Here is a 13,057-nt window from a genome sequence, read left to right on the forward strand (position 1 = left end):
GCAGAGCGAAGGAGAGCCGCGATGAGAGTCATGGCCCAGATGTCGATGGTGATGAACCTCGACAAGTGCATCGGCTGCCACACCTGCTCGGTGACCTGCAAGCAGGCATGGACCAACCGTTCCGGCACGGAGTACATGTGGTTCAACAACGTCGAGACTCGTCCCGGCCAGGGGTACCCCCGTGGCTACGAGGACCAGGAGAAGTGGAAGGGCGGCTGGGAGCTGGGGAAGAACGGGCGCCTGAAGCTCAAGGCCGGCGGCCGCATCACCAAGCTGATGCAGCTGTTCTCGAATCCGAAGCTGCCGAGCATCGAGGACTACTACGAGCCGTGGACCTACGAGTACGACAACCTGCTCAACGCCCCCGCGAACTCGCCGAACATCCCCACCGCGCCCCCGAAATCGCTGATCACCGGTGAACGGCTGGATATCCAGTGGTCCGGCAACTGGGACGATGACCTGGGCGGGACCTACCTGCACAAGGACAAGGACCCGATGCTCAAGGGCATCGAGGACAAGGTCCAGTTCGAGTTCGACCAGACCTTCATGTTCTACCTGCCGCGCATCTGCGAGCACTGCCTGAACCCCACCTGCGTGGCCTCCTGCCCTTCCGGCGCCATCTACAAGCGCGAGGAGGACGGCATCGTCCTGGTCGATCAGGATGACTGCCGAGGCTGGCGCATGTGCATCACCGGTTGCCCGTACAAGAAGATCTACTTCAACCACCAGACCGGCAAGGCCGAGAAGTGCACCTTCTGCTACCCCCGCATCGAGCAGGGGGAGCCCACGGTCTGCGCCGAGACCTGCGTGGGCCGGCTGCGGTACATCGGGCTGGTGCTCTACGACGCGGACCGGGTCACCCAGGCCGCGTCGATCACGGACGAGCAGGAGCTCTACCGGGCCCAGATGGACATCATCCTGGACCCGCACGACCCCGAGGTCATCCGGGGGGCTGAGGCCGCCGGGATCCATCACGACTGGATCCTCGCCGCCCAGAAGTCGCCGACCTACAAGCTGATCAAGGACTACGAGGTCGCGCTCCCGCTGCACCCCGAGTACCGCACGATGCCGATGGTCTGGTACATCCCGCCGCTGTCGCCGGTCGTGGACGTGGTCAGGGACACCGGTTACGACGCCGAGGACGCGGAGAACCTGTTCGCCGCGATCGATGCGCTGCGGATCCCGGTGGAGTACCTCGCGAACCTGTTCACCGCGGGGGACGTCCCCACGGTGGAGCGGGTGCTGTACCGCATGGCCGCGATGCGCTCGTACATGCGCGACATCAACCTCGGCAAGGAGCCACGGGAGGGGATCGCGAATGCCGTCGGCATGGACGGCGAGACGATGCAGGACATGTACCGTCTGCTCGCGATCGCGAAGTACGAGGACCGGTACGTGATCCCCGTCGGCCACGCCGAATCGGCCCACGACCTCGAAGGCACCGGCACGGACTGCTCGCTGAACGTGCCCGGCGGTCCCGGCATGGGCATGTCCCTGCCCGAGGAGTCGATGGGGATGTCCGGCCCCGGGTTCTCGAGCAAGCGTCGGGAGAACGCCGTCGATCGCCCCGAGGGTGTGCGGATCAACCTGTTGAACTGGGACGGCAACGGACGGCCCGACGGCCTGTTCCCGGCCCCTGCCACCGGGAGCGCCTGATGGGCGCCCTGGCACGGCTGCTGAGCCGACGCAGCGATCCTGGCGCAGGAGCCGTCGCGACCCTGCCCCCACGGGGGCGGACGCCGAAGGACCTGCTGCATGCCTCCGGGATGACCACCGAGCAGCTGCGCATCACCTGGATCGCGGTCTCGTGGTTGCTGACCTACCCGGACCGGGACACCATCGCGCGCTATCCCGCGGTGCGCGAGCTGGCGTCCGGGCTCCCGGAGCCGACCCGCTCGGCGCTGCTGCGCACCGTGGACATCCTCGACGAGCGTGACGAGATCTCGGTGCAGGAGGAGTACGTCGACACCTTCGACACGCGCCGACGCGGCTGCCTGCACCTGACCTATTTCAGCCACGGCGACACCCGCCGCCGCGGCATGGCGCTGCTGCGCATCAAGCAGGATTTCCGCACCGCGGGCCTCGAGATCGGCAGCGAGGAGCTGCCGGACCACCTGCCGGTGGTGCTCGAGTTCGGTGCAGCTCATGACGCCGAACGGGGTGCGAAGATCCTGCGCTCCAACCGGCCCGGCGTGGAGCTGCTGCGCCTGCACCTGGCCGATATCTCCTCTCCCTGGCACGGTGCGCTGGTGGCGCTGTGCTCGACCCTGCCTCCGCTGGACGCCGATGACCGCTCCGCGGTCATGCAGCTCGCGCAGGAGGGTCCTGAGGAAGAGACCGTGGGGCTGGACGGCTACGGTCTCGACGGCGATGCCGGAGATCTCGCCGGGAGGACCTTCGCCGCCAGCTCCTGCAGCTCCGATGCCAAGGCCCCTGGACCTGTCCCCGTGGACCTGTTGAGAGGACGACCCTCATGAACGACCCGACGACGCTCCAGCTGCTGCTGTGGGTGGTGTTCCCCTACATGGTGCTCGCCGTGTTCGTGCTCGGGCACGTCTGGCGGTTCCGCCAGGACCGTTTCGGCTGGACCACCCGGTCCAGCCAGATCTACGAGTCCAAGCTGCTCTCGATCGGCTCGCCGATGTTCCACTACGGGATCATCGGGATCTTCTTCGGGCATGTCGTGGGTCTGGGCATCCCGAAGTCCTGGACCCAGTTCGTCGGGATCTCCGATCACATGTACCACCTGATGGCCATCATCATCGGTCTGGCCGCGGCAGTGGCATGCGTGGGCGGGCTGCTGATCCTGCTCTACCGCCGGCGCACGAACCGTCGCGTCTTCGGCGCGACCACCGCCGGGGACAAGCTCATGTACCTGCTGCTGGCGATGACCATCCTCTGCGGGGTGCTGGCGACCGTGGTGCACACTGCGGTGGGCACCTACGACTACCGGGAGGGCGTCTCGATCTGGTTCCGCCAGTTCTGGACCCTGCAGCCTTCTACGGAGCTGATGAGCCAGGCGCCGATCTTCTTCCAGCTGCACGTGCTCAGCGCTCTCTCGCTGTTCGCTATCTGGCCCTTCACCCGCCTGGTGCACGTCTTCGCCGCTCCGTTGGGCTACCTGACCCGGCCGTACATCGTCTACCGCAGCAAGGACCCCCGTAAAGAAGCCGAGCGGCGCGGCTGGGAGAAGGTGAAGTTCTGATGGCGGCGAAGCCTCCGGTGACACGGCAGGATGACTGGGAGAGCACCCTGCTGCCCTGGCTGGACCGAGTGGCGGAGCGGCTCGAGGTCTCCGGCGTGGATCTCGATGTGGATCGTGTCCATCTCATGACGGGCGTGGTCGCCGAGGGCGTCCAGCGCTCGATGGCCCCGATCTCCGCTTTCCTCGTCGGCGCGGCAGTGGCGCGCGGGGCGAGCCTCGAGGAGGCGTGCGCCGCGGTCGAGGCCGTGACCCTCGAGCGGGCCCCCGTCTGACCTCACCGAAGGTGATCGACCCCGTCCCGTCTCTCCCCGTCTCGTGCCGAGGCGAAGCGCTTGTGATCGCTCTCACAACAGGTATCCTGGGGCGAGCGGGCTTCCTCCTGGGCCGCTGATGCTTACCTCGAGAGGATGAACATGGTGAGTGCACAGAAGGACGGAATGCTGCGGCCGCGCCGCCGATGGGCGCGTGCCGCCACGCTGGCCGGAGGCGTCGCTCTCGGGCTCGCGCTCGGCGTCGCGGGGGCCGGAGCCGCATCTGCGGTCGAGGTGAACCCGTGGAAGGTGACCAAGCCTGCGGTCGAAGTGAACCCGTGGGTCGAGGTGAATCCTTGGAAGGCCAAGACGCCTGCCGTCGAGGTGAATCCCTGGGTCGAGGTGAACCCCTGGGTTGAGGTCAACCCGTGGGGGCAGGCGACCCCTCAGTAGCAACGGATCGCGCCAGTGGCGCGATCGAAGGGAGCAAGGCCGTCGTCCGGTGGACGGCGGCCTTCTCTGCACCCGGACCCCGATTCCGGACCCCGATTCCGGCCCGCGCCTCCGGGCCCCGGCTCCGCGCGGGGCCTCGATGATCAGGGACGGGTCGAGGCATCTCCGACGTGCGTGATCGCGAGCACCGGCTCGCCCGCCTCGTCGGTCGCTTCGAGGTCGAGCTCCGCCTCGATCGCCCAGTCGTGGTTCCGATCGGGATCCGCGAGTACCTGCCGGATCCGCCAGAGCTTCGACTCCTCCGTGATCTGCAGCAGCTGCGGCGAGCGCGCGGGACCGTCGATGCCGACGTCGTCGTAGGTGTCGTAATACTCGTCCATCACCGCCGCCCAGCGCGACCGGTCCCAGCCGGATCCGCCGTCGAGCTCCGCCAGGCGCGCCTCGCGCTCGAAGGCGAAATGCTCGACGCGCTGCCACATGGCGGCGCGCACCATCGTGCGCAGCACTTTAGTCTGCGCGGAGAGCCCACGCGGGGTGGTGGGTCGGATCTCCGAGGCGCCGTCGGGGTCGGCATCCTCCGGGTGGGTGAGCGCCTCCCATTCATCCAGCAGCGACGAATCGATGCCGCGCACCAGCACGCCGAGCCATTCGATCAGGTCCTCGAGATCCTCGGTGCGCAGGTCCTGCGGAATGGTGCGGCGCATCGCCTGGTAGGCGTCGGAGAGATAGCGCAGCACGATGCCCTCGGAGCGCTGCAGCCCATAGCGCTGCACGAACTCGCTGAAGGTCTGCCCGGTCTCGTAGATCTCGCGGACCACGGATTTGGGGGACAGCTCGTCGGAGCGCACCCATGGGCGGGAGCGCGCATAGATCTCGAGCGCCGCCTCGAGGTCCTCCTCGAGCGGCTTCGGCCAGGTGACCTGATCGAGCCGGGCCATCCGCTCGGTGTACTCGACGCCATCGGCCTTGAGCTCTCCGAGCAGCTCGCCCTTCGCGGAGTTCTGCTGCGCGAGCAGGATCTGACGCGGGTCCTCGAGGACGGCCTCGATGATCGAGACGGTGTCCAGGGTGAGGGACTCGGACTCCTCGTCGAGAGAGTCGATCATCGCGATGGCGAAGGGCGCCAGCGGCTGGTTCATGGTGAAGTCCAGCTGCAGGTCCTCCACCAGGGCGAAGCGTCGGCCGAGATGGTCGGGTGCGTCGAGCACCTCGATGATCTCGGCGTCCTTGAGCCCGCGGAAGATCTCCACACCGTCTTTGACCAGTTTCAGCTTCTGCCCGGTGGTCTGATGGCTGGTCATGATCAGGTGCCGGCCCGCGGAGATCGCATCGCCCGGCCGGGAGATCAGCGCGAGCACCATGCCCGCGGTGATCTTCAGATGCGGCCGCAGCGGCTCCGGGGCGTTCTCGACCAGCTTGGTCATGGTCACCTCGGACCAGGAGATCGCACCCTCGGGGATCCGCGGCTTGGGCTCCTTCTTGCGCTTCTTGGCATTGTTGGAGACCTTGCCCGCCTCCTCGCGGGCACGATGCTTGGCCCGCTCCTTCTCGAACTCGATCGTCCAGACCGGTGCCTGCACCACCACGTGGCCGATCGTGTCGTAGCCGGCGCGGCCGGCACGGCCCGCGATCTGGTGGAACTCACGCGCGTTCAGCAGCCGCATGCGCTTGCCGTCGAACTTCGCCAGGCCCGTCAGCAGCACGGTGCGGATCGGCACGTTGATGCCGACCCCGAGGGTGTCGGTGCCGCAGATGATCTTCAGCAGCCCGGACTGGGCGAGCTTCTCCACCAGTCGCCGGTACTTCGGCAGCATCCCTGCGTGGTGCACGCCGATGCCCTCGCGCACGAGCCTGGACAGGATCTGCCCGAAGCCCTTCGAGAAGCGGAAGTCCCCGATGATCTCGCGGATCTGGACCTTCTCCTCCGCGGAGAGGATCTTCTGGCCCTGGAGCGCCTGCGCCTGTTCGAGGGCATCCTTCTGGGTGAAGTGGACGATGTAGACGGGGGCATCACGGTCGGTGAGGATCGTGGTGATCGTCTCCGGCAGCGGCTCGAGCGACCACCGGAAGTCCAGTGGCACCGGGCGCGGGGCATCATCGATGACGGTCACGTCCCGCTCGGTCCGCTCGCTGAGGTCCTCGACGAAGCGCGTCACGTCCCCGAGGGTCGCGCTCATGAGCACGAACTGGCAGTCGGGCAGCTCGACAAGGGGCACCTGCCAGGCCCATCCGCGCTGGGAGTCGCCGTAGTAGTGGAACTCGTCCATCACCGCCAGGCCCACGTCGCTGCCGGGCCCGTCACGCAGTGCGTGGTTGGCGAAGATCTCCGCGGTGCACACGATGATCGGTGCGTCGTGGTTGACGGCCGAGTCGCCGGTCATCATGCCCACGTTCTCCGCACCGAACTGTGCGACCAGGTCGAAGAACTTCTCGCTCACCAGTGCCTTGATCGGGGCGGTGTAGTACGACTTCTCCCCGCGGGCCATGGCGGCGAAGATCGCGGCGTACGCGATCGTGGTCTTGCCGGAGCCGGTCGGCGTCGCGGCGATGACATGATCACCGGCGGCGATCGCCAGCAGCGACTCCTCCTGATGCGGGTACAGGGTGCGGCCCACGGACTCCTGGGCCGCGATGAACCCGTCGACGATCGCGTCCTGTCCGGCGTCGGCGGAGCTGTCGGGCAGGAACGGCATCAGGAGGGGCATGGTCCCAGTCTGCCAGGGCGCTCGGACACCGCCGAACTCTCCGCGGAGATAGCGGTCCGTCGCGCGGTGCCTCTCAGACCGCAATGGCCTCGGCCAGCGGGAAGACCACGGCCAGCAGCCGCTCTCGCAGGGAATCGGCCCGTGCGGCCAGCGCACGCTGTCGCCGCACGTACTCGCCCTTCCCTGCGGGCGTCTCGATCGCGACCACCCCATAGCCCAGCGGACGCACGTCGTACGGGCTCGCCTCCATGTCCAGCACCCGGGTCTCGCGCGCGTGCTCGAAGCAGTCCAGCACGAGAGCCGACGGCACCAGCGGGGTGAGCTTCATCGCCCACTTGTAGAGGTCCATCCCGACATGGAGACAGGCCGGGTTGTCGTTCTGGACCTGGGAGGCGCGAGTGGGCTCCAGGGAGTTGCGCGGCGCTGCCGACGGGGTGAAGAAGCGGAAGGCATCGATATGGGAGCACACCAGGTTCTCCCGCTCGACGACCGCGTCGGTCTCCGCCGGAGAGAGCCGCAGCGGAAGATTCTCATGACGCTGCTCGCCCTCGGGCACGCGGTGCACCATCGCCCACTCGTGCAGGCCGAAGCAGCCGAACTCCGGCCGCCGCCGCGTGAGCGAGGACGCCGAGAGCAGCCGCGTCATGAAGCCGAGTGCGTCACCGCGCTCGGCGAGGTATCGCGTGGCATCGGCGCGGCGCATTGGAACCTGCCCGGGGCCGTCGACGTACCAGGAGCGGCGTCCTGCCTCGTCCACGTCTGCGATCGCGGGCTCGCCGTCGGCCCCGAGGTCCGCTGCCGCGTCGTAGGCGACCTCCCATCCCGGGTGCCAGCGCCTCAGCCTGGCGGGGGAGAACGGGTAGTAGGTGAACAGGAAGTCCTCGACCGCGTGCTTCTCGCCGCGGAGGCGCCGTGCGCGATGGGCTGCGGTCAGCGCGTCGGCCCGGTCCTCGTGCGCGCGGCGGGCCGCCGCGGCGTCCTCGGCCGACAGCGTGTGCGCCGGGGCGGCGAGGGGCGGGAAGTTCACGGGGCCTCCGGGAGCGGGTGGGTCGATGACCGATCCATCCTACGAGCACCCCACGGTTCCTCCCCAGCGGACCCCCGTCCACAGCGAGGCGATCGCCATGGCCTCGAGGCATCGAGGATTCCTACGGTGGTGCCCATCCCGCGGCAGGGCGTCGCAGGAGAAGGAGCGTCCGAGATGCCAGGTATCGACTATGACTGCGCCGGCTGCGGTCACCGCCACGAGGGGGCCGACGGCACTGTGGCGAACCCCTGGCCGCTGATTGAGTTCACGCGCCCGGAGGCATACCTGCGCCTGAGCCCCCGGGAGCAGCTGATGCGCGCCCGGTCCACCGATGAGCTGTGCCTGATCGAGAACGGCGGCTCGATCGACTGCTACCTCACGGGATATCTGTCCCTCCCGGTCCGCGGGGAGGCGGCGATGCTGGTCTTCATGCCGTGGATCCAGGTGAGCGAGAACGACTATCTCGACGTCGTCGAGCACTGGGAGCAACCGCAATTCCGCGGGAGCTACCTGGGCACGCTCGCCAGCGAGCTGCCGGGGTGCGAGGAATCGCTGTCCGTTCCTGTCCGGGTGATCGTCCCCGGCCGGATGCCGCCCCTGATCGTGCCGGAGGAGTTCTCCGGGCACTCTCTGGTGCGGGAGGAACAGGAGGGCATCAGCCGGCAGGAGGCCGAGCTGCGAATCCGTTCGATGCTGCTGGAGGACCCGGAGGCCTGAGCCGCGGCTCGGCGAACTCGCCACGCCGATACCGGGCGAGCCCGTCGAGCGCCGCGCGCAACGGCGCCGGGGCACCGTTGTCGGGGCTCAGATGGGACGGGGCCGGAGGATGCGCGTAGCCGGCGGAGGCGTTCGTGAGGGAAGCGGTCAGGCGAGCGCCGTCCTCGAGCACCACCGCGACCGCGCCTCGCATCAACATCCCGCGAGAAGGCTCGATCGCCGCCACCTGCGCCCAGGGCACGAACCGTGCCCTGCGGTAGGGAGGGGCGAAGGTGAGGCCCTGCGTGGTCACGGCGAACACCATCGAGGACTGCAGCACCGCGTTGACCACAATCAGCGCCAGCAGCAGCACGATCAGGAACCCGAACACCACCAGGATCACCACCGCTGCGGCGGTCGAGAGCTTCGCAGCAATCTGCCAGGCGATGAAGATTGCGAGGGCGAGGACCACCAGTGCGAGCACCGCCAGCACGCCCAGGAGCACGAGCATCAGCCAGCGGTATCCCCGGGTCGGCGCGACATACAGCGGCGTGCCGTCATCTGCTGGGCGGGGTGGACTGATCATCCTGGTGGCCTCCGGCTCGGGCGGTGCCGCTCGGCACCAATCCGCAGGATACCGGCCGCGCCGCAGGCTGCGGCTGCTGCCGCGCCTCGACGACGGAGAGCACTCTCACCGCCCGAACTCCCCGGCCAGGTAGCGGCGGTGCGCGTCGATCGCGGCGAGGGTGCAGCGGGTGGGTGCGGTTCCGTCGGCGCCGTGGGAGAGCGGGGTCTCTCCGCGCCACAGGGCGAAGTTCATCGAGGTGGCGAAGGGCCGCACCGTCGAGCCGTCGGCGAGGACGAGCTCGGTGGCCCGCGGCGAGAAGACCGTCGGCGGTCCCACGCGCACCAGTCGGATGCTCGACCAGGGGAGGTGGCGGGTACGGAGATACGAGGCGACATCGATCCCCGCCGTCGTCACGGTGAAGCGCTGGCGTGCGGAGACCACCAGCAGGCAGCCGAGAAGCAGGACGAGGACGCCCGCGACCAGTCCGAGCACGATGCCGGAGGCGGAGTCGGCGACCACGCCCAGCACGGCGAGCAGGATGGCCAGGGGCAGCAGCACCACCACGGAGAGTGCGGTGGCGACGACGAGTGCCCAGGGACGGGTGGGGGCGCGGAAGAGGATGACCGGGCTGCCGGAATGAGTCGATGGCACGTCCCCATGATGCCGCACCGCTCCGGGAGAGCGCGGTGATGGGGAGTGCTCCCCATCGCGCGGACGCAGGCCGCTGTCTACTCTTCGAGCAGAGACGACGACGCGAGGACGAGGTGGGGACCGATGACATTCCTGGGGGCTGACACCGAGGCGCTGCGCGCACAGGCCGAGCTGACCGACACCCGCGCGCGCCAGCTCGATGGGCTCTCCCTGCGACTCGGCATCGCGGTGCGCACGGCGACCTGGATCGGGCCGGACGCCGAGCGCTTCCGCGAGGACTTCGAGTCCCGGGTGCTCGAACGCATCGAGGAGGCGCTCGAGGATCTGCGGCGCCGCCTCGAGGGGCTCCGGCGCGAGGCGGAGGAGCAGGACGCGGCGAGCGACGGGGACGGCGGCGGCTCGCTCTGGGACACCATCACCCAGTGGCTCGAGGACTACGAGCCGCTCCAGAGCGATGGCTTCTGGGGCGATCTCCTCGGCGAGGACGGTCTGCTGGGGCTCGACATCTTCGCCGGGGTCACCTCGGCCATCGACGTCGTCGGAATGTTCGACGTCGGCACCTGGGGGGACGTCCTAAACATCGTCGGCGATGCATCCACGATGGGCATCGCGGTCTATGACGGGTTGCAGGCCTTCCAGGACGGGGACCTGTTCGGTGTGCTCGATGCGGCCATCACCTACAACATCAACGGCCTGGACCTGGCGTTCACGACGGTCGGCATGATCCCCCACCCCGTGACGAAGCTCATCGGTGGCATCGGAGGCATCGCGACCGGTGCCCTGGACATCGCGTGGAACGGCCTGACGGTCGCGACCGCGCACAACCCGGATTCGGTCGGCGGGGGGTCGCCCTCGCGTGCGCTGCTGGAGGCGCCCGGGGACGTGGTCGAGATGCTCACGGGATGGAGCGGGCTGCGCGAGGGGACGGACACCGTGCTCGACGGTGCCCAGGACCTCTTCCAGGACAGCAGCGAGGGGATCCGGGACGCTGTCCCGATCCTCGACCCGATCATCGACGGTCCCCAGCGCATCGTCGAGGGCGTCGGCGACCTGGTCTTCGGCTGAACCCGGCCCTCAGCCGGAGGTCATGAACTCCGCGAGCTGAGCGCGCAGTCCGTCCGGACCCACGCGCACGACCTCGAGCACGGAGGCCTCGAGGGAGGGCGCTCCGGTGCCATGTTCCGAGGGCTGGAGCGCGACGGTGGATTCTCCGTCGTGGAGCACCCAGAGCACCTGCTCGACGCCCTCGGCGCGATCCTCGGCGAGGATCCGTACCCGTCGGGTGGCGGAGGAGAGGAGGACACCGATCTCCGGATCAGCCGTGAGCTCCTCGAGCGTCCCGGAGCGGACCTCCGCGGCCTGCTCCTCGGTCGGGGCGCTCTCGGGATCGGGGGCGCCCAGCAGCCAGAGGACCTGGACCCGCGCCGCGCTGTCGACGCTGCTCATGGTGAAGTGGTGGATCCCGTTGGCGGAGATCTGCTCCTGCATCACGGTGCCGTCGAGATCGGCGAAGGCCTGGATCGCGCCGCGCGCAGGATCGTCGAGGTCAGTCGCCGTGACACGCCGACTGGAATACACGCGGCGCCCCACGATCCCGGCCGGCAGCGCGGTCGGGAGGAGGTCTTCCGGGTCGCCGACGGGTTCGCGCCCCTCAACCTTCGCCAGAGTGCCCTCAGGCGCGATGGCACCCGCGGCGAGCTGTCCGCGCGCCGCCGAGGACAGCAGCAGTTCGCGCTGCGCGTCCGTAGCCGTCGAGCGGTCGAGCCACGGCGTGAGCAGTGCGGGGGCTTTGCTCGTCCCGTGGAGCACCACGAGCTGCTCGTCGGTCAGGCTGCCCAGAGCGGTGGGCCCGGGGTCCGCGTGCCGGGCCAGAGCGGCGGCCGCGGTCGCGATGCGGCGCTCGCGCGAGGTGCCGGTGCTCTCGTTCGTGGTGATCTCCCGATCGTTCATGGGGTCAGCCTACGGTGGCCGCTCCGGCACGCTTCCTCACGGACCAGAGAACCCGCCCTGGAGCCAGCGCTTCGCTCATCCGCTGGTGCCGTGACGTCCTGGACGGGATCAGCAGCGAGGAGACGGAGCTGAGGATCCGCTCGTTCCTGCTGCGGGAGGCACCGCGGTGACGTGAGCCCTCATCACGCCTCGTCGAAGGGCGAGTCCATTTCGGTGTCGGGCCGCGCCGCGAGCAGCTCGCGCACGCGCGGGATGACCTCGGTGCCGTACAGCCGGATCGACTCCATCAGCTGCTCGTGCGGCATCGGCCCGCTCGCGTACTTCAGATCGAAGCGGTCCACGCCGAGGGTGCGGATCGTCGTCGCGATCCTGTGCGCCACCGTCTCCGGAGAACCGACGTACAGCGCCCCATGCTGCATCTCGGCATCGAACTCGGCGATGCCCGAGGGACCCCAGCCACGCTCCCGCCCGATCTCGTTGCGGTTGTGGATCCAGTGCGGGGCCAGCTGCTCCCGCGCGGTCGCGTCGTCGGCGGCGATGTGGCCGGGGGAGTGGACCCCGACGGGGAGTCGGCCGTTGCCCAGCTTCTCGTTCGCCTCGTGGAACAGCCGGACGTACGGGGCGAAGCGGTCGGCGGCGCCGCCGATGATCGCGAGCATCAGGGGCAGGCGGTGGCGGGCCGCCCGCACCACCGAGTTCGGGCTGCCGCCCACGGCGACCCAGGTGGGCAGCGCGCGCTCGAGCGGCGGATAGAGAGACTGCGCCTTCAGCGGGGCACGGGTGGTGCCGGACCAGGTGATCGGCTCCCCGGTGATCGCGGCGGAGAGCAGATCCAGCTTCTCCTCGAAGAGCGTCTCGTAGTCCTGCAGCGCGAACCCGAACAGCGGGAACGACTCCGTGAACGAACCACGCCCCACCGTCAGCTCCGCGCGGCCCTGCGACAGCGCATCCAGAGTCGAGAACCGCTCGACCACGCGCAGAGGGTCGTCGGAGCTGAGCACGATCACGGCGGTGCCGAGGGTGATCCGCTCGGTCCGGGTGGCGAGGGCGGCGAGCACCATGTCGGGCGCGCTGATGGCGAAGTCGGGACGGTGATGCTCGCCGACCGAGAAGTGATCGATGCCCACGCTTTCCGCGAGCTCGCCCTGCGCGATCACGTCACGGATCACCTGCGAGGCCGGCACCGGGGCCCCGTGTGCGTCGACGGTGACGTCGCCGAAGGTGTCCAGGCCGAAGGTCAGCCGTGAGAGGTCGGATGCGGTCGTGGTCGGGTCAGTCACGGAGGAGCTCCATTCTGCGACGCAGGCACCTGCGCCAAGAGTCGTTGATGATTCAAGTATAGCGTAGTACATGCTGGAAAGGGCGTCGAGACCTGGACCGCCGGACAGCGTGGGGATGACCTGCACGCTCGGCGCCGGCGAGACCACCCGGGCCATGATCGCCATCACCTCCGTCGAGGAGGACGCGGCGAGATCTGATGCCGAGATATCTGATGCCGAGATCTGGTGCCGAGATCGCCGGCGCCGAGGTCGCTGAAGGGGCCGACGAGTG

The 13,057-nt window shown here is 68.9% G+C and carries 14 protein-coding genes; 8 read left to right on the forward strand and 6 right to left on the reverse strand.

The genetic code is table 11. From position 1 onward, the window contains the following. The first annotated feature begins 21 nt into the window (after positions 1-21). From narH to ACT3UF_RS17365, 5 genes are all read left to right on the forward strand, one after another. Positions 22-1,656 (forward strand): nitrate reductase subunit beta, encoded by a 1,635-nt coding sequence (narH, locus tag ACT3UF_RS17345; RefSeq protein WP_441445984.1) that lies wholly within the window; start codon positions 22-24, stop codon positions 1,654-1,656. Continuing rightward, positions 1,656-2,477 carry a nitrate reductase molybdenum cofactor assembly chaperone gene (narJ, locus tag ACT3UF_RS17350; RefSeq protein WP_441445983.1) on the forward strand — a complete coding sequence of 274 codons (822 nt, stop codon included), beginning with the start codon at positions 1,656-1,658 and terminating at the stop codon, positions 2,475-2,477. The genes narH and narJ overlap by 1 nt, the downstream gene beginning before the upstream one ends. Continuing rightward, positions 2,474-3,205, forward strand: a complete 732-nt coding sequence (gene narI, locus ACT3UF_RS17355) for a respiratory nitrate reductase subunit gamma (RefSeq protein WP_441445982.1) — start codon at positions 2,474-2,476, stop codon at positions 3,203-3,205. Before narJ ends, narI begins: the two co-directional genes overlap by 4 nt. Further along, positions 3,205-3,477 carry a DUF6457 domain-containing protein gene (locus tag ACT3UF_RS17360; RefSeq protein ID WP_441445981.1) on the forward strand — a complete coding sequence of 91 codons (273 nt, stop codon included), beginning with the start codon at positions 3,205-3,207 and terminating at the stop codon, positions 3,475-3,477. Before narI ends, ACT3UF_RS17360 begins: the two co-directional genes overlap by 1 nt. A gap of 141 nt (positions 3,478-3,618) precedes the next feature. Further along, positions 3,619-3,909 (forward strand): hypothetical protein, encoded by a 291-nt coding sequence (locus tag ACT3UF_RS17365; RefSeq protein ID WP_444592516.1) that lies wholly within the window; start codon positions 3,619-3,621, stop codon positions 3,907-3,909. Between the two features lie 143 nt (positions 3,910-4,052). Here the strand turns inward: ACT3UF_RS17365 and ACT3UF_RS17370 are convergent, their stop codons facing one another. After that, the gene (locus ACT3UF_RS17370; protein ID WP_444592515.1) at positions 4,053-6,614 is read right to left on the reverse strand and encodes a DEAD/DEAH box helicase; all 2,562 of its coding nucleotides are present in this window, start codon (positions 6,612-6,614) and stop codon (positions 4,053-4,055) included. Positions 6,615-6,687: 73 nt separating this feature from the next. Then, positions 6,688-7,641 carry a 3-methyladenine DNA glycosylase gene (locus ACT3UF_RS17375; RefSeq protein ID WP_441445978.1) on the reverse strand — a complete coding sequence of 318 codons (954 nt, stop codon included), beginning with the start codon at positions 7,639-7,641 and terminating at the stop codon, positions 6,688-6,690. 174 nt (positions 7,642-7,815) lie between these two features. On the opposite strand from ACT3UF_RS17375, the gene ACT3UF_RS17380 reads away from it, so the two are divergent. Beyond that, positions 7,816-8,358 carry a DUF2199 domain-containing protein gene (locus ACT3UF_RS17380; protein ID WP_441445977.1) on the forward strand — a complete coding sequence of 181 codons (543 nt, stop codon included), beginning with the start codon at positions 7,816-7,818 and terminating at the stop codon, positions 8,356-8,358. Here the strand turns inward: ACT3UF_RS17380 and ACT3UF_RS17385 are convergent. Next, complete coding sequence (locus tag ACT3UF_RS17385; protein ID WP_442332109.1) at positions 8,297-8,923, reverse strand: hypothetical protein; 627 nt, start codon at positions 8,921-8,923, stop codon at positions 8,297-8,299. The two genes, ACT3UF_RS17380 and ACT3UF_RS17385, sit on opposite strands and share 62 nt — an antisense overlap. 105 nt (positions 8,924-9,028) lie before the next feature. Further along, the gene (locus ACT3UF_RS17390; protein WP_441445975.1) at positions 9,029-9,556 is read right to left on the reverse strand and encodes a PH domain-containing protein; all 528 of its coding nucleotides are present in this window, start codon (positions 9,554-9,556) and stop codon (positions 9,029-9,031) included. A 123-nt stretch (positions 9,557-9,679) separates the two neighbouring features. Between ACT3UF_RS17390 and ACT3UF_RS17395 the strand changes: the two genes are divergently transcribed. Next, positions 9,680-10,621: a hypothetical protein gene (locus ACT3UF_RS17395; protein WP_441445974.1), complete on the forward strand. Its 942-nt coding sequence runs from the start codon at positions 9,680-9,682 to the stop codon at positions 10,619-10,621. A gap of 9 nt (positions 10,622-10,630) precedes the next feature. On the opposite strand, the gene ACT3UF_RS17400 is transcribed toward ACT3UF_RS17395, so the two are convergent. Next, complete coding sequence (locus ACT3UF_RS17400) at positions 10,631-11,506, reverse strand: hypothetical protein (protein WP_444592514.1); 876 nt, start codon at positions 11,504-11,506, stop codon at positions 10,631-10,633. A 182-nt stretch (positions 11,507-11,688) separates the two neighbouring features. After that, entirely contained in the window at positions 11,689-12,786 is a 1,098-nt protein-coding gene (locus ACT3UF_RS17405) for an Atu2307/SP_0267 family LLM class monooxygenase (RefSeq protein WP_444592513.1), read from the reverse strand. 115 nt (positions 12,787-12,901) lie between these two features. On the opposite strand from ACT3UF_RS17405, the gene ACT3UF_RS17410 reads away from it, so the two are divergent. Next, complete coding sequence (locus tag ACT3UF_RS17410) at positions 12,902-13,042, forward strand: hypothetical protein (protein WP_441445971.1); 141 nt, start codon at positions 12,902-12,904, stop codon at positions 13,040-13,042. Positions 13,043-13,057: the final 15 nt, after the last annotated feature.

Origin of the sequence: Brachybacterium sp. AOP24-D1-21 (assembly GCF_052378665.1) — a bacterium.
In the GTDB taxonomy this organism is placed as follows: domain Bacteria; phylum Actinomycetota; class Actinomycetes; order Actinomycetales; family Dermabacteraceae; genus Brachybacterium.

Bases quoted from the DNA above. Each gene is read 5' to 3' on its own strand.
- narH (WP_441445984.1), top strand. From the start codon at position 22: ATGAGAGTCATGGCCCAGATGTCGATGGTGATGAACCTCGACAAGTGC.
- narJ (WP_441445983.1), top strand. From the start codon at position 1,656: ATGGGCGCCCTGGCACGGCTGCTGAGCCGACGCAGCGATCCTGGCGCA.
- narI (WP_441445982.1), top strand. From the start codon at position 2,474: ATGAACGACCCGACGACGCTCCAGCTGCTGCTGTGGGTGGTGTTCCCC.
- ACT3UF_RS17360 (WP_441445981.1), top strand. From the start codon at position 3,205: ATGGCGGCGAAGCCTCCGGTGACACGGCAGGATGACTGGGAGAGCACC.
- ACT3UF_RS17365 (WP_444592516.1), top strand. From the start codon at position 3,619: ATGGTGAGTGCACAGAAGGACGGAATGCTGCGGCCGCGCCGCCGATGG.
- ACT3UF_RS17370 (WP_444592515.1), bottom strand. From the start codon at position 6,614: ATGCCCCTCCTGATGCCGTTCCTGCCCGACAGCTCCGCCGACGCCGGA.
- ACT3UF_RS17380 (WP_441445977.1), top strand. From the start codon at position 7,816: ATGCCAGGTATCGACTATGACTGCGCCGGCTGCGGTCACCGCCACGAG.
- ACT3UF_RS17385 (WP_442332109.1), bottom strand. From the start codon at position 8,923: ATGATCAGTCCACCCCGCCCAGCAGATGACGGCACGCCGCTGTATGTC.
- ACT3UF_RS17395 (WP_441445974.1), top strand. From the start codon at position 9,680: ATGACATTCCTGGGGGCTGACACCGAGGCGCTGCGCGCACAGGCCGAG.
- ACT3UF_RS17400 (WP_444592514.1), bottom strand. From the start codon at position 11,506: ATGAACGATCGGGAGATCACCACGAACGAGAGCACCGGCACCTCGCGC.
- ACT3UF_RS17410 (WP_441445971.1), top strand. From the start codon at position 12,902: ATGACCTGCACGCTCGGCGCCGGCGAGACCACCCGGGCCATGATCGCC.